General features: G+C 36.3%; 28 protein-coding genes and 1 riboswitch. Of the genes, 23 read left to right on the forward strand and 5 right to left on the reverse strand.

Annotated elements, in window-relative coordinates:
* Nucleotides 1-13: 13 nt before the first annotated feature.
* From V0410_RS12250 to V0410_RS12305, 12 genes are all read left to right on the forward strand, one after another.
* On the forward strand, nt 14-568 hold the full coding sequence (locus V0410_RS12250; RefSeq protein WP_330743380.1) for a hypothetical protein: 555 nt from the start codon (nt 14-16) through the stop codon (nt 566-568).
* A 118-nt stretch (nt 569-686) separates the two neighbouring features.
* Nucleotides 687-1,013, forward strand: a complete 327-nt coding sequence (locus V0410_RS12255; RefSeq protein ID WP_278352435.1) for a hypothetical protein — start codon at nt 687-689, stop codon at nt 1,011-1,013.
* Nucleotides 988-1,716: a TauD/TfdA family dioxygenase gene (locus tag V0410_RS12260; RefSeq protein WP_330743384.1), complete on the forward strand. Its 729-nt coding sequence runs from the start codon at nt 988-990 to the stop codon at nt 1,714-1,716. Before V0410_RS12255 ends, V0410_RS12260 begins: the two co-directional genes overlap by 26 nt.
* Nucleotides 1,717-1,779: 63 nt before the next feature.
* Nucleotides 1,780-2,325 (forward strand): hypothetical protein, encoded by a 546-nt coding sequence (locus V0410_RS12265; RefSeq protein ID WP_330743387.1) that lies wholly within the window; start codon nt 1,780-1,782, stop codon nt 2,323-2,325.
* A 7-nt stretch (nt 2,326-2,332) separates the two neighbouring features.
* Complete coding sequence (locus tag V0410_RS12270) at nt 2,333-2,992, forward strand: DUF2461 domain-containing protein (protein WP_330743389.1); 660 nt, start codon at nt 2,333-2,335, stop codon at nt 2,990-2,992.
* A 280-nt stretch (nt 2,993-3,272) separates the two neighbouring features.
* Nucleotides 3,273-3,656 carry a 5-carboxymethyl-2-hydroxymuconate Delta-isomerase gene (locus V0410_RS12275; protein ID WP_330743391.1) on the forward strand — a complete coding sequence of 128 codons (384 nt, stop codon included), beginning with the start codon at nt 3,273-3,275 and terminating at the stop codon, nt 3,654-3,656.
* Between the two features lie 36 nt (nt 3,657-3,692).
* A complete protein-coding gene (locus V0410_RS12280) occupies nt 3,693-4,196 on the forward strand; it encodes a DinB family protein (RefSeq protein WP_330743393.1) in 504 nt (167 codons plus the stop codon).
* 636 nt (nt 4,197-4,832) lie between these two features.
* The gene (locus V0410_RS12285; RefSeq protein WP_330743395.1) at nt 4,833-5,660 is read left to right on the forward strand and encodes a hypothetical protein; all 828 of its coding nucleotides are present in this window, start codon (nt 4,833-4,835) and stop codon (nt 5,658-5,660) included.
* A gap of 130 nt (nt 5,661-5,790) precedes the next feature.
* A complete protein-coding gene (locus V0410_RS12290; RefSeq protein WP_330743396.1) occupies nt 5,791-6,567 on the forward strand; it encodes an alpha/beta fold hydrolase in 777 nt (258 codons plus the stop codon).
* Between the two features lie 9 nt (nt 6,568-6,576).
* The gene (locus V0410_RS12295; RefSeq protein ID WP_330743399.1) at nt 6,577-6,930 is read left to right on the forward strand and encodes a DUF2200 domain-containing protein; all 354 of its coding nucleotides are present in this window, start codon (nt 6,577-6,579) and stop codon (nt 6,928-6,930) included.
* Between the two features lie 145 nt (nt 6,931-7,075).
* A riboswitch (FMN riboswitch) is annotated at nt 7,076-7,201 on the forward strand.
* Nucleotides 7,202-7,293: 92 nt separating this feature from the next.
* Nucleotides 7,294-7,941 (forward strand): 3,4-dihydroxy-2-butanone-4-phosphate synthase, encoded by a 648-nt coding sequence (gene ribB, locus V0410_RS12300; protein ID WP_330743401.1) that lies wholly within the window; start codon nt 7,294-7,296, stop codon nt 7,939-7,941.
* 136 nt (nt 7,942-8,077) lie between these two features.
* Entirely contained in the window at nt 8,078-9,076 is a 999-nt protein-coding gene (locus V0410_RS12305) for a T9SS type A sorting domain-containing protein (RefSeq protein WP_330743403.1), read from the forward strand.
* A gap of 62 nt (nt 9,077-9,138) precedes the next feature.
* Here V0410_RS12305 and V0410_RS12310 read toward each other — a convergent pair whose 3' ends face one another.
* The gene (locus tag V0410_RS12310; RefSeq protein WP_330743405.1) at nt 9,139-11,223 is read right to left on the reverse strand and encodes a TonB-dependent receptor domain-containing protein; all 2,085 of its coding nucleotides are present in this window, start codon (nt 11,221-11,223) and stop codon (nt 9,139-9,141) included.
* Nucleotides 11,224-11,388: 165 nt separating this feature from the next.
* Between V0410_RS12310 and V0410_RS12315 the strand changes: the two genes are divergently transcribed.
* Nucleotides 11,389-12,141, forward strand: coding sequence for a DUF3575 domain-containing protein (locus V0410_RS12315; RefSeq protein ID WP_330743406.1), 753 nt, complete (start codon nt 11,389-11,391; stop codon nt 12,139-12,141).
* A 109-nt stretch (nt 12,142-12,250) separates the two neighbouring features.
* On the forward strand, nt 12,251-13,543 hold the full coding sequence (locus V0410_RS12320) for an MFS transporter (RefSeq protein WP_330743408.1): 1,293 nt from the start codon (nt 12,251-12,253) through the stop codon (nt 13,541-13,543).
* A gap of 58 nt (nt 13,544-13,601) precedes the next feature.
* Here V0410_RS12320 and V0410_RS12325 read toward each other — a convergent pair whose 3' ends face one another.
* Nucleotides 13,602-13,820, reverse strand: coding sequence for a hypothetical protein (locus V0410_RS12325; RefSeq protein WP_110008184.1), 219 nt, complete (start codon nt 13,818-13,820; stop codon nt 13,602-13,604).
* A 218-nt stretch (nt 13,821-14,038) separates the two neighbouring features.
* Between V0410_RS12325 and V0410_RS12330 the strand changes: the two genes are divergently transcribed.
* From V0410_RS12330 to V0410_RS12350, 5 genes are all read left to right on the forward strand, one after another.
* Nucleotides 14,039-14,713, forward strand: a complete 675-nt coding sequence (locus V0410_RS12330) for a DUF4919 domain-containing protein (protein ID WP_330743409.1) — start codon at nt 14,039-14,041, stop codon at nt 14,711-14,713.
* Between the two features lie 200 nt (nt 14,714-14,913).
* The gene (locus V0410_RS12335) at nt 14,914-15,765 is read left to right on the forward strand and encodes an alpha/beta hydrolase family protein (RefSeq protein ID WP_330743411.1); all 852 of its coding nucleotides are present in this window, start codon (nt 14,914-14,916) and stop codon (nt 15,763-15,765) included.
* Nucleotides 15,765-16,235, forward strand: a complete 471-nt coding sequence (locus V0410_RS12340) for an RNA polymerase sigma factor (RefSeq protein ID WP_110008187.1) — start codon at nt 15,765-15,767, stop codon at nt 16,233-16,235. Before V0410_RS12335 ends, V0410_RS12340 begins: the two co-directional genes overlap by 1 nt.
* Nucleotides 16,225-16,818 carry a hypothetical protein gene (locus tag V0410_RS12345; RefSeq protein ID WP_330743414.1) on the forward strand — a complete coding sequence of 198 codons (594 nt, stop codon included), beginning with the start codon at nt 16,225-16,227 and terminating at the stop codon, nt 16,816-16,818. Before V0410_RS12340 ends, V0410_RS12345 begins: the two co-directional genes overlap by 11 nt.
* Nucleotides 16,815-17,426: a class I SAM-dependent methyltransferase gene (locus V0410_RS12350; RefSeq protein WP_330743416.1), complete on the forward strand. Its 612-nt coding sequence runs from the start codon at nt 16,815-16,817 to the stop codon at nt 17,424-17,426. Before V0410_RS12345 ends, V0410_RS12350 begins: the two co-directional genes overlap by 4 nt.
* A 97-nt stretch (nt 17,427-17,523) precedes the next feature.
* Here V0410_RS12350 and V0410_RS12355 read toward each other — a convergent pair whose 3' ends face one another.
* From V0410_RS12355 to truA, 3 genes are all read right to left on the reverse strand, one after another.
* Nucleotides 17,524-19,281, reverse strand: a complete 1,758-nt coding sequence (locus tag V0410_RS12355) for an ABC transporter ATP-binding protein (protein WP_330743418.1) — start codon at nt 19,279-19,281, stop codon at nt 17,524-17,526.
* A 215-nt stretch (nt 19,282-19,496) separates the two neighbouring features.
* Nucleotides 19,497-19,838, reverse strand: a complete 342-nt coding sequence (locus V0410_RS12360) for a hypothetical protein (RefSeq protein ID WP_110008194.1) — start codon at nt 19,836-19,838, stop codon at nt 19,497-19,499.
* A 27-nt stretch (nt 19,839-19,865) separates the two neighbouring features.
* Entirely contained in the window at nt 19,866-20,597 is a 732-nt protein-coding gene (gene truA, locus V0410_RS12365; RefSeq protein WP_330743420.1) for a tRNA pseudouridine(38-40) synthase TruA, read from the reverse strand.
* A 108-nt stretch (nt 20,598-20,705) separates the two neighbouring features.
* Here truA and lpxK point away from each other — a divergent pair, with 108 nt between their 5' ends.
* The 4 genes from lpxK to V0410_RS12385 all read left to right on the forward strand — a co-directional run bounded on the left by lpxK (nt 20,706) and on the right by V0410_RS12385 (nt 23,792).
* Nucleotides 20,706-21,731, forward strand: a complete 1,026-nt coding sequence (gene lpxK / locus V0410_RS12370) for a tetraacyldisaccharide 4'-kinase (RefSeq protein ID WP_110008196.1) — start codon at nt 20,706-20,708, stop codon at nt 21,729-21,731.
* Nucleotides 21,715-22,530, forward strand: coding sequence for a purine-nucleoside phosphorylase (locus V0410_RS12375; RefSeq protein WP_330743422.1), 816 nt, complete (start codon nt 21,715-21,717; stop codon nt 22,528-22,530). Before lpxK ends, V0410_RS12375 begins: the two co-directional genes overlap by 17 nt.
* Nucleotides 22,531-22,739: 209 nt before the next feature.
* Entirely contained in the window at nt 22,740-23,255 is a 516-nt protein-coding gene (locus V0410_RS12380; RefSeq protein WP_110008320.1) for a TlpA family protein disulfide reductase, read from the forward strand.
* 81 nt (nt 23,256-23,336) lie between these two features.
* Nucleotides 23,337-23,792, forward strand: coding sequence for a GNAT family N-acetyltransferase (locus V0410_RS12385; protein ID WP_330743426.1), 456 nt, complete (start codon nt 23,337-23,339; stop codon nt 23,790-23,792).
* Nucleotides 23,793-23,921: the final 129 nt, after the last annotated feature.

Genomic DNA, 23,921 nt, shown 5'->3' on the forward strand with positions numbered 1-23,921 from the left:
AAATAAAACACAAATGACCCAACAGATTCGTGATTCATTATTCTATGAAGGAAAAGAATATTATCTGAATAATGAAATTTTAGAGTATTACTTTAATGAATTTCCGGAATACAGACCGGAACATACAGGAGCGTTCAGTGCTTGCTGGAGAGGATATGTAGCATTCTTTGAAATAAAAGACAATGAATTGCTGATCAAAAATGTTAAATGGATGTTCAGTAAGGAAAACAAAACTCACAAATTAAAAGATTTATTTCCTAATACAAAGTTTGATTGGTTTTCAGGATTAATTCGGATCGATGCCTTTCGTGGAGAATATGATGATGAAAATAATGAAGAAGCCATTTATGAATTACTTGAAATAAGAGAAGGAAATCTGCTCAATCATTGGAAACTAAATTTTGAAGAATTTAATGATTTCAAGGAAATCCTGTTCAGAGATTTTAAAACTACAACTGACTACGAAAAATTGTTTCTCAAATGGAAAAATAATAATCCCGGAATTACAGAAACAGAAATAGACCACTATATTTTTCAAAATATTATTTATAATGTTCGTAAAATATAATACTCTTCTCTTCTTTTAAGTACAAGGGAAAACAAATAGCAATGTAATTTGATTAACAAGTAAATCTGTACTTTCGTAAAATATTTCTTAATCAGATTTTACAAAAAAATAAGCCAAAATGAAAATTGAATTAAAGACAATACTCGCAGTGGAACACGATGAGTTTCCTCAATTTATTGATATCGATATTGATGAAAACTCAGCTTCAATCGGAGAACTGATTTCAAAGGTTCATGAACTGACAAAAATCCCAACTCATATTGAACTAAAATGGGATGATCAAATTGAAAATATATCCTGTATGCATTATGTCATAGAAAATAAGGAATATGTAGACTATGTTATGATTACAGATTTAGAAGAAAAAATCTGTAATTTTCCTAAACATGGGCAGGACGGATCATTATTCATATTTATAGATGGAAATACAAGACTTGTTAATTAACTACAACTGGAAGCAAGATCTTAATCTCCAGGAAATAACAGAAGATTTACGACAGGGAAAATCTTTGGTAATTGTAAAAGATTTTCCACCACATGATGATGAATTACAATCATTTATCGGTCGTTTAGGAGTAGTATTAAATGAGAAACGGAATAATAATGGCAAAGCGGTTTTTGATGTAAAAATAACCCGCCGTAATAATTTTTTCACATCAATTGCCAACTCAAATCTAATTTTCCCATTACATACAGACTGTGCCGATTTTGATCAAATTCCTGATACCGTAGGATTGTTGTGTGTGGAACCTGCAGAAGAAGACCAGGGCATCAATACATTTATGTTCCTGAATGACCTGTTAAGACATTTATCAGTAGACGAAAGACAGAAGCTTTTGAATAAAAAATGGAAATTCAAAAATCAGGAACGAAGTATTTTAGAAATAGAAAACGGAAGATATAAAATCTGTTACGACAGAATTACGATGGAATCTTTTTCAAAACTTACTGAAGTCGAAATTGAGGAATTAAACAATCTTGATAAGCTTTTCAAACATCTTTCTTTTAATATTAAATTAAAAAAAGGAGATTTGATTTTATTTAGAAATGATTTAATGCTGCATGGTCGAAGTGCTATTGATACCAACTCTCATAGGCTGATGAAAAGGATCAGATTTACGATCCTTAATGAGTCTCTTATCCCCTAGCTTTCCCCTATATTTGTTTCCACAACCCATGCAGTGATGACGGCACAAACCAAACAAAAAAATATGACAACAAAAGAAGATTTCTGGGACAGGAAAAAGAAATTAAATGATGATTTTTTCGTAATGAGTTCCCTGGCAAATCCAGCCACCGAAGAACAGATTACAAAGTATGAAGAAAGTACAGGTTTTACATTCAGTGAAGATGTTAAGGATTTCCTGACAACATTTGGATCCTTGCTTCTTGAAGTTAAAGAAGAAGTATGGAAGCGGCCCGAAGAATTTGATGTTCTTCCGGCCTGGAAATTCGGATACGCCTTTTTTGTATATGGCCTTTCACAGGATAAAGAAATGCCTTCATGGATGGGTTTTGAAGAGAAACATGCCGAAGCGCTTGAATATAAAGAAAAACCTCTGGGCCAATTATTTTTCAAACGCAGCGGAAATCTGTACAGAGCTTATACCGACAACGGCATCATCAAAGTGGAGTACGACAAATATGACGAGGAAGATTACGATATATTTGAAGGAAATATTTATGATTTCCTGATAGAGGAAATTAACAAATTAGAAGAAGATTATCAAGAATATATCAACGAAGGAAAATCCTGATCTGAATATGAAAAAAGCATTTGAGTTTCTCACCCATCTGAAAGGAAATAACAACCGGGAATGGTTCGCAAAGCACAAATCTGAATATGATACCATTGTAAAGGAAAATAAAGTTTTATTTACCCAGATCTACAATGAACTTCAGGAGCATGATCAGCTTAAAGGAATGCATATTTTCAGGATTTATAATGATGTCCGTTTTTCCAAAAACAAAACACCCTATAAAACCAATTTCGGGGTGGGATATTCCCGTTCGAAGCCTATGCTGAGAGGCGGATATTATATTCAGCTGGAACCGGGTAACAGTTTTGTAGGAGGTGGCTTCTGGGGTCCAGAGCCCAAAGATTTGCTTCGCATCCGTAAAGAATTTGAAATCAGCAGTAAAGAAATTGAGAAAATTATCTCTGATAAAACTTTCATCAAATATTTCGGAGAATTGAAAGGAGACGCTGTAAAAACGGCACCTCGTGGGTTTGATAAAAATCATCCGGCTATTGATCTGATCAGGAAAAAACAATTCCTGGTGATGCGGAAATTTACGGATAAGGAGGTTCTGTCAGACAGCTTTCAGAAGGAAGTCATTCTGACTTTGCTTGCCATGCGGCCTTTTTTTGATTATATGAGTGAGGTACTGACTACGGATCTCAATGGAGAGCCTTTGTACTAAATTTATACTTTACAAAGTAAAATGATAATCAAAGTATTGCCTTTGATGCCTATGCCTTCCCAATTTCTGAAGATGGAATTTATGATATTGTCCTCGACATGACCGATGTTGTAAAACCACGATACAGCATTAAAAAATCAAATCCATAAAATCAGCATTCACAAAGTAAAAAATACACTTTTTCAAACCATTCTGTTTAAGAGTGGTTTTTTATTTTGGATATCCATTACTAATTTTCACTACTTTTATCTCACACAAAATCAAACACAAAATAGAATCTATGCCTCATTTTATAATAGATTGCTCACAGGATATTCTTCTGCAGAGAACACCGGATGAATTAATGGATGCTGTTTACGAAGCAGCAGACGCAACAGGACTATTTGCTCCCAACGACATCAAAGTAAGGCTTCAGCCTTATCAATATTACCGATTAGGCACAGGTAAGAAAAATTTTCTACATGTGTTTGGGTATATCATGCAGGGACGCAATACAGAACAAAAAGCTAATCTTTCCAAGAAAATCTGTACGGGGCTTTCAGAATTGCTGCCTGATATTTCTTTTCTTTCTGTAAACATCAGTGATTTTGAAGCGGCGACCTACAGCAACAAAGCACTCATCAATCCTGAAAACTCAGACCAGGACAGGCATTTTGGTTTATAACATTCACCCTTACACACACAACTAAACATTAATATTATGAGCTTAAAAACATTAGTCAGCAAAAGTGCGCAGTACAACAATTGGGTAGTCAACAAATACATCGACTGGCTATCCACAAAGTCTGACGAACAGCTGAATCAGGAAACCATTTCCAGTTTTCCAACTATTTTAAAAACATTACATCATATCTGGCAAACCCAGGAATACTGGTGGAGCCATATTTCTGAAAAGGATGATTTTGATTTTGTAAAAACAACAGAGACTACCAGCAAAGAAGATGTTTTCAATGCCATAAAAAACAATTCGCAGAAACTGGCAGATTATGTAGAAAGCTTGTCTGAAGAAGATCTTACAAAAAATGTAAAAATAGAATCCCAATGGTTTCAATGCGATTTTTCCAAATACGAGTATATCCAGCACGCTATTCTTCACAGTACCTATCACAGAGGACAAATAGTAACAATGGGAAGAAATATAGGAATTACTGATGCTCCTATGACGGATTTTAATTTCTGGAATATTTATAAAGATCAGCAGTAAAAGCCTCCAATTTTGTGGATAAGTCTGAAATAAAATCTCCGGACATCAATCCAACTCAATTAAGATATTGATTTTAAATATTTTAAATCAAAAACAGACAGTTATCCACATTTTCAAGTATTTGTGGATAATTTTCTATGATCCTTTTTTCCATTGTGGATAAACTATGGATAAGTTTTTAACCCATTGAAAACAAGCTTTATAAACATCTATAAACCATTGTCTTATAATGAATATAGTTTTTTAAGGATTTTCCACAATAGAAAATCATGTGGATAAGTTTTGTGGATAAAATTAACCCCAGTTTTTCAGCCTTACTCTTTTATTTATTTAAAGTAATAATTTAAAATTTTATCTATTTATTCATAAATCTTTATGAATATTTTTTATAAATTGCATCAAAAACAAATCACCAAATAAAGAAATACATACCACAAAATATTTATATTCAATTAATTAAAAATATATTTATAAAAAACACTATCAGAATAACAATGATTGGCAATTGTTTTTTCTGATTCCTGAATAAAACGGTTTAAGAACATAAACCATAATCAGCACAGATAATGTTTTACACAATGATGAAAAGTTATCCACAACCGAAAAAGTTTAATAACCCAATAATCCCTCATCAAAATGACAACAATCAACATCAAAGACATCATTCCTTTTCTCGGAGAAACGGCGCCGTACCTCTCTATTCCTGAAGGTATAACTTTCAGAGACCATACAATAGAAACAGAGATAGAAGACTGGAATTTTGAAAATGAAAATTTCTCACAATTAATAAAACTATTATTTTCGTTTGGAAGTCTCAGCCTGTATAACATTCTGAACGATAAAACCGGAGAAAAAATGTATTTCCTCGGCGAAAAAATCAGGATCAGAAAGTTATCTTATAAAGAACCGGCTGCCATTACCATTACCAGCGAATGTATTCTTGAATCAGACAGAAAGGGAAAATCTCACATTTATATAAGAGAGATTGATTCCAAAGAGCTCCTTTATTCTGCAGAGCTGGACTATTATATTATCACCCGTGAAGCATTCGAACTTTTTTATAAAGACCTTTTCAGTGCAGTTCCGGTAGAATATCATGACAAAAATCTTCCTGAAAGCAAAATAATCAATACCGGAATACCTCATCATTTTACAATTTCAACAGATCCTTTTACTCCTAATCAATGCAAAGGGCATTTTGAAAATCATCCCATAGTACCATTTGTGTTTATGACTCATTGTATTCTAAAGGAGATTTTCCGTTTCCTTGGAGATGAAGTATCATACGAAATAGAAAGCTTTGAAGGATACGCTTCTAATGCACTCCCAACAGGAATTACCTTCCTGACCGAAGTCTTTTACCAAAAGTATTTAAAAAATCTGCTGTATTTTAAATGTGAAATAAAAGATACTTCCGGAATCCTGTATGGAGTTATTATTTTTAGCATCAAATCAAAAAAATAAAATAAAAACGTAAACACTGTAAATTGCAGTGTTTGCTTTTCTATTAAGTTTAACAATACAGAACCATTATGATTGAAGCCTTTTTGTAAATTTGATCTAAAATATAATATACTTAATTACTCTTGTTGAAATGGAAAAATACGCAATATCATCAGACGGTCAGAAAATTCATTATAAAGAATCTGGAAATGGAAATCCTGCGCTGATCTTCATCCATGGATGGCTTGGCAATACCGAATGGTGGGAAAGCCAGAAAGAATATTTCAAAGACCAATATCATATTGTTTTGATGGATCTTGCCGGACATGGAAAATCAGATGCTTCAAGACAGGAATGGACAAGCGAAAGATATGCTGATGATATTAAATCAGTGGCTGATGCTGTTAACACGCAGGAAATAATTCTTGTAGGACATTCGATGTCCGGAGCTTATGTCCTGGAAGCTTCTTTAAAAATTCCTGAGGTAAAAGCCATCATTCTGATAGACACTCTAAAAAATCTGGACGAATCTTTTACCAGGGAACAAACTGAAGAAGTGCTTTCTCAGTACAGAAAGGACTTCAAACACACTGTAGAAAACTTTCTGCCGCAATTTTTGTTTGCAGAAGGAACACCGCCTGCGGTAAGAGAAAGAGTACAGCATGAATTTCTTCAAAATGAACCTGAATTGGCCATCAATGCTCTGTGGCCTTTATATAAAACAGACTTCAAAACAATTGCAAAACAGATTCAGGTACCCGTTATAGCTATTAATTCCGATGCTTCTCCGACTCACCTGGAAAACAACAGAAAATATTTGAAAAATTATGATTATGTAACCATCGAAGGTGTCGGACATTATCCTATGCTGGAGAAACCTGAAGAATTCAATACCATTTTGGATGGAGTCATCAAAAAATTAATCTAATATATTCCCATGCAGAACACCAGAATTTTCACAACTGCTTTTGCCAGTGTTTATCCACATTACGTTCAAAAAGCTGAGAAAAAGGGACGTAGCCGAGAAGAAGTGCATGAGATCATATTCTGGCTGACGGGATATGATGAAAGTGATCTGCAGAACATCCTTAACAACAAAACCGACTTTAAAACTTTCTTTGAACAGGCACCTCAACTCAATCCAAATGTTTCATTGATCAAAGGAGTCATCTGCGGATATCGTGTGGAAGAAATTGAAGATGAACTGATGAGAAACATCCGGTACCTGGACAAACTGATTGATGAACTGGCCAAAGGAAAGAAGATGGAAAAAATATTAAGAACAGTCTGAAAATATAATTTCAAAAAGAGTCATTGCTTAAATATGATTAAAAAGCTTCTCCAATTCAAAAAACTTCCCGAAATTAGCGGTCTGTGCGTTAAATACTATTAATGAAATAAAAATTTAATTACAACATACAGCAAAACTTAGTATAAGTTTTCTTCGGGGCAGGGTGAAATTCCCTACCGGCGGTTACAGTCCGCGACTCCTTTCTTCGGAAGGGACTGATCTGGTGAAATTCCGGAACCGACAGTTAAAGTCTGGATGGGAGAAGAAAATGAGATGACCAATAAGATTCCTTATGGACTCTTGTTGTGTTGTATTTCATTTCCATGTACCGAAGTGTATTTTAACTTTTAAAAGTAAAATAACATGGAAAAATTATTAGAACAATTCGGAGCAACCTCCAAAGAACGTGTAGAAAGAGCACTTCAGACATTACAACAGGGAAAAGGAATTCTACTGGTAGATGATGAAAACCGCGAAAATGAGGGCGATATCATCTTTCCCGCCTCCACTATTACAGAACAGGATATGGCACTTCTGATCCGCGAATGCAGCGGTATCGTGTGCCTTTGTATTTCCGAGGAAAAAAGCCGCCACCTTAATCTTCGTCCAATGGTGGAAAACAACAATTCAAAAAACCAGACCGCATTCACGATTTCCATTGAGGCAAGAGAAGGCGTAGAATCGGGAGTTTCTGCCAAAGACCGCGTGACAACAATCAGAACCGCTGTAGCAGCAAATGCCCAGGCAGAGCATATTGCAAGTCCGGGCCACGTTTTTCCTCTGATTGCAAGAAAAGATGGTGTATTTGAAAGGCGCGGCCATACTGAAGGCAGTGTAGATCTTGTAAAAATGGCCAATCTTGGTGAAGATGCCGTACTTTGTGAACTGACGAATGAAGACGGTTCCATGGCAAGACTTCCTGAAATTGTGGACTTTGCCATCAAAAAAGAAATGAGTGTCGTAACCATTGAAGATATTTATGCTTACCGTAAAATGGTAATAAACAATTAAACCCAAGCATTTTTAACGCACAGACCGCCTGTTGATCCGATCAGCAGGCGTTTTTATTAAAAATATAATTAAAAAGGAAAAAAATTAACATTTGAATACTATTTTTTAATTATTTTTAACAAAAAAAATTTTGACTATGAAAAAATCTTTACTCCTTTTACTAGGAGCATCTGCCATGATGTCTGCGCAGATCACGCTTACAAAAGCAGCCAATGACCCTATTTCCGGAAATATTGTTAATTACAACAACACAGCCGGCACCGTAAACAACTCTGCAACAGGTCCTAACGCAACATTTTCCAATGGAGGGCTTACGATGGGAGCAGCATCACAAACAACATATTCAACTCCTAGTTCTACTGAAATAGCAACTTTCCCGGGTTCTACTCTTAAAATGGTAGACGGAGCAACAACCGTTTATTACAAAGCTTCAACTTCTAAACTGGAAATTACAGGAATTGTAAATACACAGGCCACTTTAAACTTTAGTGTGGATAACGGTACTCATATTAATTATCCAACAACGTACGGACCGACACAGAACGACACCGCCAAAGGTACTTTTTCCTCATCTTCTGCCAGCGGATTATTCAGTGGCACAATGACAGCCATTGCTGATGCATATGGAACTTTAATTATAGGCAATCAAACATACAGTAATGTTCTTAGAGTAAAATTCACACAGAATTTCAATCTGTATTCATCTCTGGATGTTACTTATTCTAACCCTATCGGAGCAATAACCAATACAGCCTATTCTTATTACGATGCTTCTCACAGATATGCCCTGCTTAATTCTACAAGCGGAAATATCAGCATTCCACTGTTGAGCATCAACCAGAATGTAAAAACTACATTTGCATTAAGTGAAACATTCCTGGGCGTAAACAGTGCAGTAAAAAAAGAAAACTTAGTGGTTTATCCTAATCCTGCACAGGATTTTATCGGTTTCAAAGGAAATACGGATAATTATTCCAGGGCCAATATTTACAGCCTGGATGGCAAACTGGTTAAAACTTCAGATGTAAAGTCCGGAAACATCCAGATTTCAGATCTTCCTCCTGCATCTTATTTTATTCAGATCAGCGGAAAAAATGCTGCAGATACAAAGAACACAAAATTCATTAAGAAATAATAAAACAAAATCCCCGCTCCTACAAATGAGCGGGGATTTCTTATTAACATTCAAATTAGCATCTAAAAGGTAGCTGCAGGAGCCGTTTCATTATTAAGCTTTCGCTGAATTTCTGTCTTTTTCCCTTTCGAGAAATCATAGCTCAGCCCTAATACAAACATGGATTTGTTGTTCATAATCTGTGTATGAACTTTATAATCTACGAGACTTTCCGGTAAGCTTTTCGTTTTGTATTCTGAAGGCATTCCTATCCAGTACATTCCTGTAGAAAATGTCCAGTTCTTATGTTTATAGCTCACAAAAATATTATTCTGGTTTTCATTCGTATTAAGAAATGCTCCATTAAGGCTGTATACCGGAATATTGAACTGGTACTGAACGGAGAAAGATTTATATTCTGAAGAAAGCGAAAAGTAATTTCCTAAATAGTCATTTTTTATCAGAGCACCTTTACTAGTTCTTACTGTTTCAGAAGTTGGTGTGATTACAGCTTTTATGACCAAAAGAGTATTCCCGAAAGGTTTATAAGATCCTGTTAACTGAACTCCATATCTCTGAGCATTCTTCCCGTTTTCATAAGTCAGGGCATACCCATTCAATACATCATCGTGAACGTAGTACTGATTGATTACCCTGTTGGTATACCGGTAAAATAAGCCTGCATTAAAATCAAAATACTTATTATTAAAAGAATAAGTCAGGTTATTAGAAAAAACCTGCTGAGATTGTAAAAAGGGGTTTCCCCTCTGAACAATATTAGGAGCCAATTGCACCACGTTACTACTCAAAGCATTACTCCATGGACTTACCGGATTATAACTTGCTGTAAAACGTAGGTTCTGATTTCCTTTAAGCTGATAAGCTAAAATAACCTTTGGAGTAAAAGTCCATTCATCAAAAGTATTTTCTGCACTTTTATTGTGAATATTGGTAAGCCCTGCACCGATACGGTAGCTGAATTTATCAACCTTTCCTGCAAATTCAGTATAAAAATACTGTTCCAGATAAGTAACATTATATTGAGAATATCCGGCAAGATTATTCAGATCATTGGAAATAGAAGACCTTGAAATCCGGTATCCGGATGAAAGTTTTCCTGACTTGAAATCATGGATATGTGCAAGTTCCCCAACCAAACTCGTTTGTTTTGCTTTCAATACCATATCATTATCATATACAGACAATCCTGAACCTACAATCCATTCTTTGGCCGTTTCTGTGGTATTGGTGGTGTAATGAGAACCTACTACATTAATACTCAACTCATCTTTTTCACCGATCTTTTTAGAATAATATAGATCCAGCTTAGGAATCACATAATCCGAGCCATTATTTTTAAACATATGGTGTTCTTCTTTCAGATTATCTTCGGTAAAGACGCTCTGCCCTGTTCCTTTCGAAAACCTGCTGAAAATATCCATATTCAGTTTAGCCTGAAAAGCATAGTCGTCAGGAACAAGTCTGGTATAGCGCAAAGCTATACTCTGAAAGGTATATCCAAAATGATCTTTGCGGTTTTCATCAGACCGGTAATGCTTCCCGTTCAGCTGATAATCATAGATGCTGTTGACTCTTCTGTCATTATAATCCCTAAGATTCAGGGAATACTCAAGTCCGAAATTATTTTTCCCTTTTGTATAATTGGCGTAGGCAGAACCGTTCACAAATCCGGTATTCAAAGCCGTAGATACATCAGCCCCGAAAACATATCCTGTTTCTGTGGATCTTGTCAGAATATTAACTACCGTATCTGCTCTCGTAGCCCATCTTGCTGGCGGAATATCATAATATTCTACTTTCACCACTTCACCGGGTGCAACACTTCGGATCTGCATATCTGTCGCTTCAATCCCGTTGATAAGAAATAGTGTGGTTCCGCCTTTCGTACTGGTAATGGTATTTTCTACTGGATTCAGTTGTAACTCCGGAAGTGTACTGAGTAAATCTTTTGCATAGCGTGCTCTGGCAAGCGCTTCTTTGTCAAAAGTATAAACAGCTTTGTCTGCAAACTGTTTTTTACGCTGTGATTTCAGAATAACTTCCTGAATTTCTTTAGGGGTCCCTGCATCAGCCGTATCATTTTTCTTCTCCTGCGAAAACATAAAAGCACTGCAAAGAAAGAAGATGGTATATATAGTTTTTTTCATGTCTGAAGATGAATTATACTATTAGGACAATCAATTACCGATGAATATTACATTTATCACTTCAAACAGTTAAGGAATTGCATAATCTTTCCTCAAATTCGAATTATTATGTTAAATTCAGCCCGTTTTTTGCTGGTATTTTTTTACATCACAAAATATAGAGTCATGAAAAAAGCATTCATAGTAATTCCGTGCTTCCTGTTTTCTGCCCTGGGAGCTCAGGAAATTCAGAACAGCCCGGCAGAGAAAATGAATATCATCAAGACCAATGTCACGGCTTATGCGTTCAGAAATATCAATCTGTCTTATGAAAGAGCTATCAGCCAATGGCTTTCTGTGAATATCGGTTTCGGAACAATGCCCGAAGGAAAAGTACCTTTTATCAATGCTTTTCTGAAAGATGAAGATGAAAAAAGATTCCAGAATCTGAGAGTAAAAGCTACTAATTTTACAATAGAACCTAGATTTTATATTGGAAAAGGCTATGGAAAAGGTTTCTATTTTGCACCTTATTACCGCTACTCAAGTGTTACTTCCAATACTTTTGATTTTTATTATGATTATAAAGGTCCGAACGGAGTTACTTATCCAATTCCGCTTAAAGGACAGGGAGACACCAAAGGAAACAGCGGTGGGTTAATGGTTGGTGTACAATTCTTTCTGACCAGAAGCCAGAATCTTGTCCTTGATTTCTGGATCGCTGGAGCCCATTACGGAAGCGGAAAAGGTGATTTTACCATGACCTCGGATTATGTACTGACGCCTGATATGCAGACTCAGCTTAAAAAGGAAATTGAAAACCTGGATATTCCTTTTGTAAAGTATACGGTAGAAACCAATGCCAATGGTGCCAGAATAAAAGTTGACGGGCCATGGGCAGGCTTCAGAAGCGGGCTTTCCATTGGATATCGGTTTTAAAAACTCATTCTTATATAGTATTAAACCGTTCTTTTTAGGAACGGTTTATTTTTTTCTGAAATTTGTATCTTGGATGTCATTATAAAAAAACTTTCTGGAAACAACATCTATGGACTCAACCTCAATCTCCACAGGTCAAAGAATCAAGGCCATTATTGGCGGATCTATCGGTAATCTCGTTGAATGGTACGACTGGTATGCTTACGCCGCCTTCGCCATTTATTTCTCCCATTCATTTTTTCCTGATTCTGATTTGAATGCCCAACTGATGAATACCGCAGGTATTTTTGCCGTAGGTTTTCTTATGCGCCCTATCGGCGGTTGGATGTTCGGAAGCATTGCAGATAAGATCGGAAGGAAAAAAGCAATGACGCTCTCCGTCCTGCTGATGTCTTTTGGATCTCTGCTGATTGCCCTTACTCCCACTTATCAGTCTATTGGTATTCTGGCTCCTTTGTTACTTTTACTGGCAAGATTGCTTCAGGGATTAAGTGTGGGTGGTGAATATGGAGTTTCCGCCACTTACCTCAGCGAAATGGCCACCCAGGACAGACGCGGATTTTATTCAAGTTTTCAATATGTCACTTTGATTGGCGGACAGCTTATAGCTTTAGGTATCCAGCTTATTTTACAAAAGTTATTACTCACTGAGGCCCAGCTTGAAGAATGGGGCTGGAGAATTCCTTTTGTGATCGGAGCTATGCTTTCTATTATTGCCTTATATCTTAGGGCTAATCTTCATGAAACCGAAGCTTTTGAAAATAAAAAGGAAGTCAGCGAAAAGAAAAAAGGAACCGTAAAAGAACTTCTGAAACATCCAAAAGCATTACTTACCGTTGTGGGACTAACTTTAGGAGGAACGCTGGCATTTTATACCTACACCACTTATATGCAAAAATTTCTGGTGAATACCGTACACCTTACAAAGGAAGAATCTACATTAGTCTCCTTTATTTCACTCTTTATATTTGCCTGTCTCCAGCCTGTATTTGGAGGATTATCAGATAAAATCGGAAGAAGGCCGCTCCTTTTAGGATTCGGGATCCTGGGAACTTTATGTACGGTTCCGCTCCTTACAGCCCTCAGTACTACCACTTCAATATGGGTTGCATTTTTCCTGATTATGGCAGCTTTAATTATTGTAAGCGGTTACACCTCCATCAATGCAGTAGTAAAAGCAGAACTTTTCCCATCTGAAATCAGGGCATTGGGTGTAGGTTTGCCCTACGCAGTTACGGTTGCTGTATTTGGCGGCACAGCAGAATATATTGCGCTTTGGTTTAAAAAAATAGGGTCTGAAGAATATTTTTATTGGTATATAACAGGCTGTATTCTTTTTTCCCTGCTCGTTTACATCGGCATGAAAGACACCAAAAAGACCTCTACACTGGATAAAGATTAATATTACAAATTTTACAAAAAACATGCGCCACAGAAAATCTGCGGCGCATATTCTATTTTTAATGATAGGCCTGTTTAAATTTTTCAATCATATGATCCAGATTATGACGCTGGACATAGATACTTTTTACCTCTTCATACCTCGGCGATTTGTAGAAAACTTCATGGAAATCCATGCTGCCGTTTCCTACTTTCACAACTTTCTGTACTTCGATATTCAACTTTCTTAATTCGTCTTTGAAGACTTTAAATTCATCTTGTATACTACTACTGCTCATTAATATTTTTAGTTTTTTAGTTAAAAATTCCTTCTACCCCTTCAAATGTCAGGGGTAACATCTCAAATTCCGAATAAAGTTAGTAAATTTATTGACACAAAGTAGCAGTTTGGCAATATTTTATTATTTTTTTTACAAATAGTAAGTTGATATTATCCGATTGATGCATATTTCGTATTTTTAATCTCACAAAAAATTGTAACAACCTTATACAAACTATGAGTATCAAAGCATTTTTCTCTTTATTCTTTCTAACACTGCTGACTTTTCTGCATGCTCAGAAAATGGAATTCAAAGCACCGGATTATGCTGCGATTCAAAAAAATATTGAGGATAAAAATTCAGAATTCTATTATCCAAAGCTTTTAAAAAGATTAAAACAGAATGATACGCTCCTTACCAGCAATCAGTACCGCCATCTTTATTTCGGATATACATTTCAAAAAGAATATCAGCCTTATAAAACAGGAAAGAAAGCTGAGGAAGTAGCCAAATATTACCGAGGCGAAGGTATTTCACAAAAAGATCTTTCAAAGGGGATCCAGTTGTTTTTGGGTGCGTTGGAGGAGAATCCACTGGACTTGCGGGCTATGAATTATCTCGCTTACTTGTATCATTTGAATAAAGATGATGCTGCCGCCGAAAAAATTGCAGGAAATTTCCACGGATTATTAAATGCCATTCTTACTTCCGGTGATGGTCTGGCATGTGAAACAGGTTTTCATGTGATTTCTGTAACAGATGAATATGTCCTTTTAAACAGATTTCAAATGGAAACCAAATCTCAAAGCCTGAAGGGAAAGTGCGATTATCAGGAGTTTGAAAAGGACCAATATAAAGTTCCCGGATTCTATTTTGACATCAGCAGGTTCTATGGAAAAATATTGGATTAATCATCCCGGGAACTACTCATCAATTTAATATTTGAACCATTTAACAAAAAATAGCTAAAATAAATTTCATATGATTTTGCCCTGAACAAAAGGGTTGAGAAGGAGGAGAAATATTTTTTTTCAAAAAAAATCAAATAGTGTGTAACATTTTTTAAAGGTTCGTCTCTAAAAGACAAATACACTTTAAAACTTTAGAAATCATGAAAAAATTTACATTCCTTTTAATTATTATGTTATTTTTTTTAGCAGTATGCAATATATTCGGTCAGCAAAAAGCCTATCCGTTTGAAGTAAAGAAAACAGGAAAAGGAGATCAGGCATTAATTTTCATTCCCGGATTTGCCTCTTCAGGTGACGTCTGGAATGAAACCACCGCAAAGTTTGAAAAAGATTTCACCTGCTATACTTTAACAATGGCTGGCTTTGCCGGAACAAAACCTCAGACAGATGCCAGTTTTACAGATTGGGAAAGAGGAATTGCCGCTTATATCAAAGACAATAAAATTGAGAAACCCATTCTTATCGGACACAGTATGGGAGGCGGTCTTGCTCTGGCCATAGCGGCAGATTATCCGGAGCTTGCAGGTAAAATTATCATCGTAGACACGCTTCCCTGTCTGGCAGCACTATCTGATCCCCATTTTACATCGAAAGAAAATAATGACTGTTCGCCTGCTATTGCTCAATTGACAGCTATGAGCGATGAGCAGTTCCGGAAAATGCAGGCACAGGCGATGCCCCGTCTTCTGGCAGATACTTCTATGCAGGAAACGGTAATCAACTGGAGTATGAAATCGGACCGAAAAACATTTGCTAAAATGTACTGTGATTTTTATAATACCGATCTCAGAGAGAAAATAAAAAACATCCAATGTCCTTCTCTTATTCTTCTGGAATCTTATTTTGTCACTCTAAAGCCAACGATTGAAAACCAGTACAAAAATTTAAAAAATGCCAATATGCAGTATGCTTCAAAAGGTTTGCATTTTATCATGTACGATGATAAGGATTGGTATTTTAATCAGCTTACTCACTTTTTATCTGCGAAATAATGGTTTTTGAAGAGATATATGAACTCTACTGGCAAAGGATATTCCGTTTATGTATGGGATATGTGAATGATGCCGAACTTGCTCAGGATCTTGCCCAGGAAACCTTTATCATCGTCTGGCAGCAGCTTCCGAAATTCAGGAATGAATCCAGTATAGGGACGTGGATTTTCAGAATTGCTTCTAATAACTGCCTCCGGCAGATTGAAAAGGAAAAGAAATTCAGCAAAACCGATCTGCCCATCAATCTGGAAGAGAAAAAACAGGAATCTATAGAACCTCAGATCCAGATGCTCTACCAGTTTATTTCGGAGCTGCCTGAAACGGACAGAATTATTATTTCATTGGAACTGGAAGAGGTGAAACAGGCTGAGATAGCCCATATCGTAGGACTTTCAGAATCCAATATAAGGGTAAAGATTCACAGGATAAAAGAAAAATTAACGCAAAAGTTTAAAGAAAATGGATTCTAATATAGATTTTAACAATATATGGAAGCAGCAGACTTCTAACAGACCCAATATGGAAGAGCTTCTCGGCAAGCTGAAAAAATTCAGAAACCAGAACCTGCGCAGACTGATCTTTGCTAATATTGCATTAATCGCTACTTCCTTATTGATTCTTTTGATCTGGTACCGTTACCAGCCTGAAATGATCACTACAAAAATCGGGATTGTACTTGTCGTGCTGGGAATGGTTATTTTTCTGCTTGCCTACAACAAAATGTTTATGATATTCTACAAAATTGATCAGACCCAATCAAACCATGAATATCTGCAAAGTCTGTATGTAGTAAAAAATAAGCAGAAATGGATGCAGACCACTATACTCAACCTTTATTTTGTCATGTTGTTTCTGGGAATATCCCTGTATATGTACGAATATACTTCAAGAATGACCCTTAGCTCAGGTATTCTGGCCTATGCTTTAACATCTGTCTGGATTGCTTTCAACTGGTTTTACCTGAGACCGCGAACAATAAAGAAACAGCAAGGCAAACTTGACGAATTAATTAATAAATTTGAAGAGATCAATAATCAATTAAAAGAATCATGATATCTTCTGACAACAAAAATCACTGGGAAAATGTATATGAAACCAAAAATCCGGATCAGGTAAGCTGGACCCAGAAAAAACCTCAGACTTCCCTTGACTTTATACATTCTTCCGGATTGGGAAAAGAGGCCAGCATCATAGACATTGGTGGTGGAGACAGCAACCTTGTTGATTTTCTTCTTGAAGAAGGTTATGAAAATATTACAGTTCTTGATATTTCTGCCAAAGCTTTGGAAAAGGCACAGAAACGACTTGGAGCAGCAGCAGACAAAGTAAAATGGATCACTAGCGACATTACGGCTTTCGAACCTATGGAAACCTATGATATCTGGCATGACAGAGCAGCCTTTCATTTCCTGACCACCCCGGAACAGGTTTCAAAATATATTGATATTGCAGAAAAGAAGGTAAACCATTTTATGATTGTCGGAACTTTTTCGAAAAACGGTCCCACCAAATGCAGTGGATTGGATATTCAACAGTATGATGAAGAATCATTATCCGAAAAATTTGAAAAAAGTTTTAAAAAAGTAGACTGTATTACTGAAGATCACACCACTCCTTTTGACACGGTTCAAAATTTTGTATTCTGCAGTTTTAAAAAGTAGTAATGAATTGTATGTAGTTAATTAAATATAAAAAAAGAGAGTCATTTCTGGCTCTCTTTTTTGTTTATCTCATTTCAAAGGAATGGTTTCTCTCTGATTATGATTCTTTTTTTTCTTCCATTTCCACTTCATGTCGAAGCTGAGCTTTGTAAAGCGTGGCATAATATCCGTTCTTATCCAGAAGTTCAAGATGCTTCCCTTCTTCTACAATTTTACCATGCTCCATCACAATAATCTTGTCTGCTTTCTCAATGGTGGAAAGTCTGTGGGCAATAATAATGGAGGTCCTGTTTTTCGTAATTTTCTCTGTAGCTCTCTGAATCAGCTTTTCACTTTCATGATCAATGGAAGAGGTAGCTTCATCCAGAATTAAAATTTTCGGATCTGATAAATAAGCTCTCAGGAAAGACAGTAATTGTCTCTGACCTAAAGAAATTGAAGAACCTCTCTCACTCACTACATAATCGTATCCACCAGGAAGCTGTTCAATAAACTGATCTACTTCAATTTCTCTGGCACCCGCTTTTATTTTATCCAGTGTTATACTATCATCCCCGAAGGCAAGGTTTTCAAAAATACTTCCGTGGAAAAGGAATACATCCTGCAGCACCACGCCGATATGACTTCTGAGATTATAAAGCTCGTAATCTTTTAAATCCACATCATCAATCAGAATATTTCCGGAGTTGATATCATATAATCTTGTAATCAGGCTGATAATGGTAGATTTTCCTGCTCCTGTTGCTCCTACAATCGCTACGGTTTCTCCCGGATTTACTTTAAAATCAATTCCTTTCAGTACTTCCTGTTTTTCATCATATGCAAAGTGTACTTTCCGGAATTCAATTTTTCCGGCAAAATGATCTTTCTTCACGGTTCCGTTATTCGGCATTGAGTTTTCTTCATCCATTAATCCCAGCACTCTTTCCGCTCCTACAATTCCTCGCTGAATATTATTAAAGCGGTCTGCAATCTGTCTCAAAGGACGGATCAGCATTGAAATATACTGGATAAATGCAATCACGACTCCCGCACTGATGGTAATATAGCCTCCATAGAAAAGAATAAATCCTATGAATAATGAAGAAATAAGTTCCACCACAGGGAAGAACAGTGAGAAAATAAATACAGTTCTCAGCAATGCTCCCTTCAGCGTAATATTGATATCATCAAATTTCTTAAACTCAGATTCCTGTCTGTTGAATACCTGAATAATAGACATTCCTGCCAGTCTTTCCTGAACAAAAGAGTTTTGATTGGCTGTCCAGTTTCTCTCATCCCCGAAAGCTTTTTTCAGCCTTTTCTGGAAGAATCTTGTAATAACCACCATTAAAGGCAATATTGCCAGGGTAATATAACTCAGGTGAACATTGGTGCTGAACATCATCACCAGCACAAACAGAATTCTCAGGATATCACCGAATACCATCAGGAAACCATCTGTATATACGGTCGCAATGGTTTCCACATCTCCTACAGCCCGCGTTACCAGCTGTCCGATGGGTGTTTTATCAAAAAATGAAGTTTTAAAATAGATCAGTTTAGCATACAATCGCTCTCTGATATCCCTGATCACATTCTGTGAGATAAAATTTGAAAAATAAACCAGGAAAAAGTTTAAAACCGTTTCAGCAAATACCAATCCTACAAGAATATAGATATGCTTCATCATCAAAGCTTTGTCATGCAGCTTTGTAATATCATTATCCACCACCTGCATGGTAAGATAAGGCCTGTAGGTGGAAACGATGGAAAGGAATATGGAAATGATAAGGGTAAGGATGAACCAAGAACGAAATTTCATTCCGATAAAGAACAGCCTCTTTATAATTCCCCAGGTATCTTGTTTTTTCATTGTACGAATCGAAAGAAAGAATTAAAATAAAATTCTATGCAAAAATAAGACATTATAACCGGACTGCCTTTACAACTTTTGCAAATCGTCATAGAAAATATCAGATACCTACCATTTACAATATGAATATATTAAGCATCATTTTGTATCCAATCCGCTACATATTCTGCTTTGTTTCCTGGTTTCTGACTGCTGAAATAGAAACGATATGTCACTTACTGATCAATAGTCTTCCCAATCTCTTCAATTTCGATGGTCTTTGCAGGTCTTTCTTTTATAAATTTATTTTCAAGGAATTTATAAACTCCCCAAACCGCAACAATAGAGATGAGCCAGCCAACGATATTCACTGCTGAAAATCCTGTATAATTGACATTTTCTGCGGATTCAGGATCTGTTAATCCCATATACATACCATAACCGAAGCCTAACAAAAGCTGGGTTCCCAGATAAATACCGATAGCCAAAACACCGTATTGCCACTTTGTTTTTCCAAACCTTTCTGCTAATTGTGCATAATACCGGTAAGCGCCGATAAGAATAAAAATTGATAACATGATTATTATTTTGTTTTTAAGTTTTATTTAAAATTCATATCCCACATCTACAAGATACAACCCGTGTCCCGGAGCTGAAGTTCCCGCAGCGTTACGGTTTTTGTCTTCAATCACTTTACGGAGATCTTCAGGCTTCAGTTTTCCGGTTCCTATTTCTACCATCGTTCCGACAATCGCGCGAACCATATTTCTCAAAAAACGATTGGCAGAAACCGTGAACTTCAGCTCTGAACCATTCTGCTCCCATACTGCTTTGTAGATTTTACAGATATTGGTTTTGTTGTCGGTTTTTAACTTGGCAAAACTGGTGAAATCTTCATATTCAAAAAGAATTTTACAGGCTTCATTCATAGCATTAATATCCAGTGATCTTTTCCAGTGCTGCCATGCAGATTCCTGTGTGAATGGATTTTTTTCCAGGGAAATATAATATTCGTAGGTTCTGTACGTCGCATCAAAACGGGCGTGAAAATCATCTTTTACCGGAAAAATCCTTTTAATGGAAATATCGGGCGGAAGAAAACTGTTCAGCCTTCTTGTAAGCTGATCATCCAACTCTTTTTCCGTGTCAAAATGGGCAAATATTTTTTTAGCATGAACTCCTGTATCCGTTCTTCCTGCTCCTGTAGTTTTTATCTCTTCGCGCAAAATGATAGACAGCGCTTTTTCCAGCTCTTCCTGTACAGAAATAGCATCCGGCTGTATCTGGTAGCCGAAATAATTCTTTCCGTTGTAAGAAAATTCAATAAAGTATCTCAATGTATTGTAATAACTCCACAAAAATACTTTAATTTAACGAAATATTTGTTGAAAAGTCTTCGAGAATATTACATCAATGCTTATTAAAATTCCTATTTTTGCAATCGTATGAAAAGATGGTACCTTTATCCTTTTTCCCTTGGTTATCATTTGGTAACGGGTATCCGGAACACAATGTATGATCTGGGAGTTTTTAAGTCGACGAAATTCAAAACACCGATAATCAATGTCGGGAATCTTTCTGTGGGCGGAAGCGGAAAGTCACCAATGGTGATGTATCTTGCTCAGTTCCTGTCCAAACATTACAGAACCGGAGTGCTTTCACGGGGTTACGGAAGGCTTACAAAAGGCTATGAAGTAACCAATTACGACAGCAACTACAAAATGGTGGGTGATGAAGCGATGCAGCTTTTTGAGCGTTTTAAAAACCGTTTTGTCATTGCCGTTTCCGAAGAACGTGTTCCCGGTGCCAAAAAGGTGATCGATGATATGGATCTTGAAGTTCTTGTACTGGATGATGCCATGCAGCACAGAGCTATCAAGGCGGGATTCAATATTCTGATGACCGATTTCAGTGATCCTTTTTTCAAGGATTATCTTCTTCCTGCGGGGGATCTGAGAGAATCAAGAGCAGGATATAAAAGGGCTGACATCATCATGGTCAGCAAATGTCCTGATGAGCTGACAGAGGAAACAAAAAGGTATTACATTTCAAGAATACGACCTTCTTACGGACAGAAAGTATTCTTTTCATCCATCGGTTATGACGAAAATGTATACGGAAAAGATAAAATGCTTCCGGATAACAACCTGAATTATTATGATATTTTGCTGATCACCGGAATTGCGAACCCTAAACCGCTTCTGGAACATCTGGCAAAATTCTCAAAAAGGGTAAAACATTTAAAATTCAGAGATCATCATAATTTCACGGATGATGATATTAAAAAAATCCTTGCCGAGTATAAAAAATTAGGGGAATATAAACTGATATTAACCACAGAAAAAGACTATGTGCGTCTGAAAACTTTTGACTATCTTAGAGAAATTGTTTACTACTGGCCTATCAATGTATTGATTGATAAGAAAGAAGAATTCAATCAAATCATCTTAGATTATGTTAGAAAAAATTAAAGAAACTGCAGATTTTATCAGAAACAGGATTCAGGAAACCCCTGATTTTGCAGTGGTTTTAGGATCCGGACTGGGAAAATTACAGAATGAAGTAGAACAGATCCATGTTTTAGAGTACAAAGATATTCCTCATTTTCCGCAAACTACAGTGCCCGGACATACCGGAAAACTGATTTACGGAATCCTGGAAGGAAAAAAAGTACTGATGATGAGCGGACGTTTCCATTATTATGAAGGACATTCGATGGAAACGGTAACATTCCCGGTGAGAGTTTTCAATCTGCTGGGTATTCAAAATCTTATTCTTTCCAATGCCTGCGGTGGTGTAAACCCGGCTTACAGCGTTGCAGATATTGTCATCCTGAAAGATCATATCAACATGATGCCCGAACATCCTTTACGGGGAAAAAATATCGATGAGCTCGGACCTCGTTTTGTAGATATGAGCGAACCTTATAACAAAAAAATGATTGCCACAGCGGAACAGGCAGCTGCAAATCATCATATTAAAATTCATCAGGGAGTTTATGTGGCACTACAAGGACCAACCTTTGAAACCCCGGCCGAATATGGCATGATTAAAGCTATTGGTGGGGATATGGTAGGAATGAGCACCGTTCCCGAAGTTATAGTTGCCAGACATATGGGAATGGATGTTTTCTGTATTTCCGTGATCACAGACCTTGGCGGACCGGATGTAGCTTTTGCCGTTTCCCACGAAGAAGTTCTGAATGCTGCCAATAAAGCAATGCCCAATGTAATTGCCGTTGTCAAAGGCCTGATTAAAAACTATCAGTAAAAATAACCTAATACTGCAACTGAAGACGTAATATTCCCATCCTCTTGAGGGGTAGCAAAAACTCAAAGAATTTTTGTCGGGGTGGTTTTCACACTCTCACTCTCCTATTCCATAGAATCCATCAATATTATAAATTTTTCCTAATTCACCGGAAATCAGTTTCAGATTCCAATTCATTGTTTAGATTTGTACCCATGAAATTGTACGAAATGAAAAAGCTGATATTAATTTTTATGATGGGTATTTTTGGAATAAGTTATTCACAAAAAGCACCAGCTGTCCTTAAAACAGGATTTTCAAAAGAAGCTTTACAGCAGAAGCTGGAAGATGAAGAAGGGAAAACCGTTACCATACAACAGATTCTGGATCAGCATAAAGGAAAAGTTTTAGTCATTGATTTTTGGGCAGGATGGTGCAGAGACTGCTTAAATGCGCTGCCAAAAGCGAAGGAATTAGAAGAACATAATAAGAATATTGATTTTGTATTTCTGTCATTAGACCGTTCAAAAGAAGGGTTTGAAAAAAGTATGGAAAGATTTGATATGAAAGATAAAGAAAATTATTGGTTTTCCACAGGCTGGAAAAATGATTTCAATAATTATGTAGATCTTAACTGGATCCCGAGATATATGGTGATTGATCAGAAATCTTCCATTGCAAAATATTACGCAATATCTCCCGAAGATCCTGAACTTCAGCAAACCATCGACAAGCTTTTACAATAGTTATCCTTAACTTTAACAACATAAAAACTCATTGGAAATTTTAATTTTCAATGAGTTTTAAAATTTTATTTATATAACACCATGATCACAAGAGAAGCCACAGAACAGGATTTAGAAATCCTTTTAAAATTTGAACAGGGAGTTGTTACTGCCGAAAGACCTTTCAACAGTACATTGATTGAAGGAGAGATTCATTATTATGATTTAAAACATTTAATACAATCTCCGCTGGCAACCGTAATTGTTGCTGAAGAGAATCATGAAATCATTGCTTCAGGATATGCCCTGATCAAAAAAGCAGAGAAAGATTATTATCAGTTTAAAGAATATGCTTATCTGGGATTTATGTACGTAAAACCTGAGCACAGGGGAAAAGGAATCAATAAAGTGATTACCGATGAACTCATTTCCTGGTCAAAATCAAGGGGAATGACTGAGGTAAGGCTGGACGTATATGCTCAGAATGAATCTGCCATAAAAGCTTATGAAAAAGCAGGATTTGAACCTCATCTTCTCACCATGAGACTGAAGGCTTAAAAAGGATGGAAGCAGGAAGATGGAAGTAGTTTATGTCCTAGGAATAATCTATGATTTTTTTTAATTAATTTTAAACAAATAGGTTATAACTTCCCATATCTACCACATTAATCTCAAACTTCCCTGCTA

This window comes from Chryseobacterium sp. CP-77, assembly GCF_036362765.1.
GTDB lineage: Bacteria > Bacteroidota > Bacteroidia > Flavobacteriales > Weeksellaceae > Chryseobacterium > Chryseobacterium cupriresistens.

What these genes read in the sequence shown, in the direction of transcription:
- V0410_RS12250 (WP_330743380.1), top strand. Translation starts at nt 14, where the DNA reads ATGACCCAACAGATTCGTGATTCATTATTCTATGAAGGAAAAGAATAT.
- V0410_RS12255 (WP_278352435.1), top strand. Translation starts at nt 687, where the DNA reads ATGAAAATTGAATTAAAGACAATACTCGCAGTGGAACACGATGAGTTT.
- V0410_RS12260 (WP_330743384.1), top strand. Translation starts at nt 988, where the DNA reads ATGGAAATACAAGACTTGTTAATTAACTACAACTGGAAGCAAGATCTT.
- V0410_RS12265 (WP_330743387.1), top strand. Translation starts at nt 1,780, where the DNA reads ATGACAACAAAAGAAGATTTCTGGGACAGGAAAAAGAAATTAAATGAT.
- V0410_RS12270 (WP_330743389.1), top strand. Translation starts at nt 2,333, where the DNA reads ATGAAAAAAGCATTTGAGTTTCTCACCCATCTGAAAGGAAATAACAAC.
- V0410_RS12275 (WP_330743391.1), top strand. Translation starts at nt 3,273, where the DNA reads ATGCCTCATTTTATAATAGATTGCTCACAGGATATTCTTCTGCAGAGA.
- V0410_RS12280 (WP_330743393.1), top strand. Translation starts at nt 3,693, where the DNA reads ATGAGCTTAAAAACATTAGTCAGCAAAAGTGCGCAGTACAACAATTGG.
- V0410_RS12285 (WP_330743395.1), top strand. Translation starts at nt 4,833, where the DNA reads ATGACAACAATCAACATCAAAGACATCATTCCTTTTCTCGGAGAAACG.
- V0410_RS12290 (WP_330743396.1), top strand. Translation starts at nt 5,791, where the DNA reads ATGGAAAAATACGCAATATCATCAGACGGTCAGAAAATTCATTATAAA.
- V0410_RS12295 (WP_330743399.1), top strand. Translation starts at nt 6,577, where the DNA reads ATGCAGAACACCAGAATTTTCACAACTGCTTTTGCCAGTGTTTATCCA.
- ribB (WP_330743401.1), top strand. Translation starts at nt 7,294, where the DNA reads ATGGAAAAATTATTAGAACAATTCGGAGCAACCTCCAAAGAACGTGTA.
- V0410_RS12305 (WP_330743403.1), top strand. Translation starts at nt 8,078, where the DNA reads ATGAAAAAATCTTTACTCCTTTTACTAGGAGCATCTGCCATGATGTCT.
- V0410_RS12310 (WP_330743405.1), bottom strand. Translation starts at nt 11,223, where the DNA reads ATGAAAAAAACTATATATACCATCTTCTTTCTTTGCAGTGCTTTTATG.
- V0410_RS12315 (WP_330743406.1), top strand. Translation starts at nt 11,389, where the DNA reads ATGAAAAAAGCATTCATAGTAATTCCGTGCTTCCTGTTTTCTGCCCTG.
- V0410_RS12320 (WP_330743408.1), top strand. Translation starts at nt 12,251, where the DNA reads ATGGACTCAACCTCAATCTCCACAGGTCAAAGAATCAAGGCCATTATT.
- V0410_RS12325 (WP_110008184.1), bottom strand. Translation starts at nt 13,820, where the DNA reads ATGAGCAGTAGTAGTATACAAGATGAATTTAAAGTCTTCAAAGACGAA.
- V0410_RS12330 (WP_330743409.1), top strand. Translation starts at nt 14,039, where the DNA reads ATGAGTATCAAAGCATTTTTCTCTTTATTCTTTCTAACACTGCTGACT.
- V0410_RS12335 (WP_330743411.1), top strand. Translation starts at nt 14,914, where the DNA reads ATGAAAAAATTTACATTCCTTTTAATTATTATGTTATTTTTTTTAGCA.
- V0410_RS12340 (WP_110008187.1), top strand. Translation starts at nt 15,765, where the DNA reads ATGGTTTTTGAAGAGATATATGAACTCTACTGGCAAAGGATATTCCGT.
- V0410_RS12345 (WP_330743414.1), top strand. Translation starts at nt 16,225, where the DNA reads ATGGATTCTAATATAGATTTTAACAATATATGGAAGCAGCAGACTTCT.
- V0410_RS12350 (WP_330743416.1), top strand. Translation starts at nt 16,815, where the DNA reads ATGATATCTTCTGACAACAAAAATCACTGGGAAAATGTATATGAAACC.
- V0410_RS12355 (WP_330743418.1), bottom strand. Translation starts at nt 19,281, where the DNA reads ATGAAAAAACAAGATACCTGGGGAATTATAAAGAGGCTGTTCTTTATC.
- V0410_RS12360 (WP_110008194.1), bottom strand. Translation starts at nt 19,838, where the DNA reads ATGTTATCAATTTTTATTCTTATCGGCGCTTACCGGTATTATGCACAA.
- lpxK (WP_110008196.1), top strand. Translation starts at nt 20,706, where the DNA reads ATGAAAAGATGGTACCTTTATCCTTTTTCCCTTGGTTATCATTTGGTA.
- V0410_RS12375 (WP_330743422.1), top strand. Translation starts at nt 21,715, where the DNA reads ATGTTAGAAAAAATTAAAGAAACTGCAGATTTTATCAGAAACAGGATT.
- V0410_RS12380 (WP_110008320.1), top strand. Translation starts at nt 22,740, where the DNA reads ATGAAAAAGCTGATATTAATTTTTATGATGGGTATTTTTGGAATAAGT.
- V0410_RS12385 (WP_330743426.1), top strand. Translation starts at nt 23,337, where the DNA reads ATGATCACAAGAGAAGCCACAGAACAGGATTTAGAAATCCTTTTAAAA.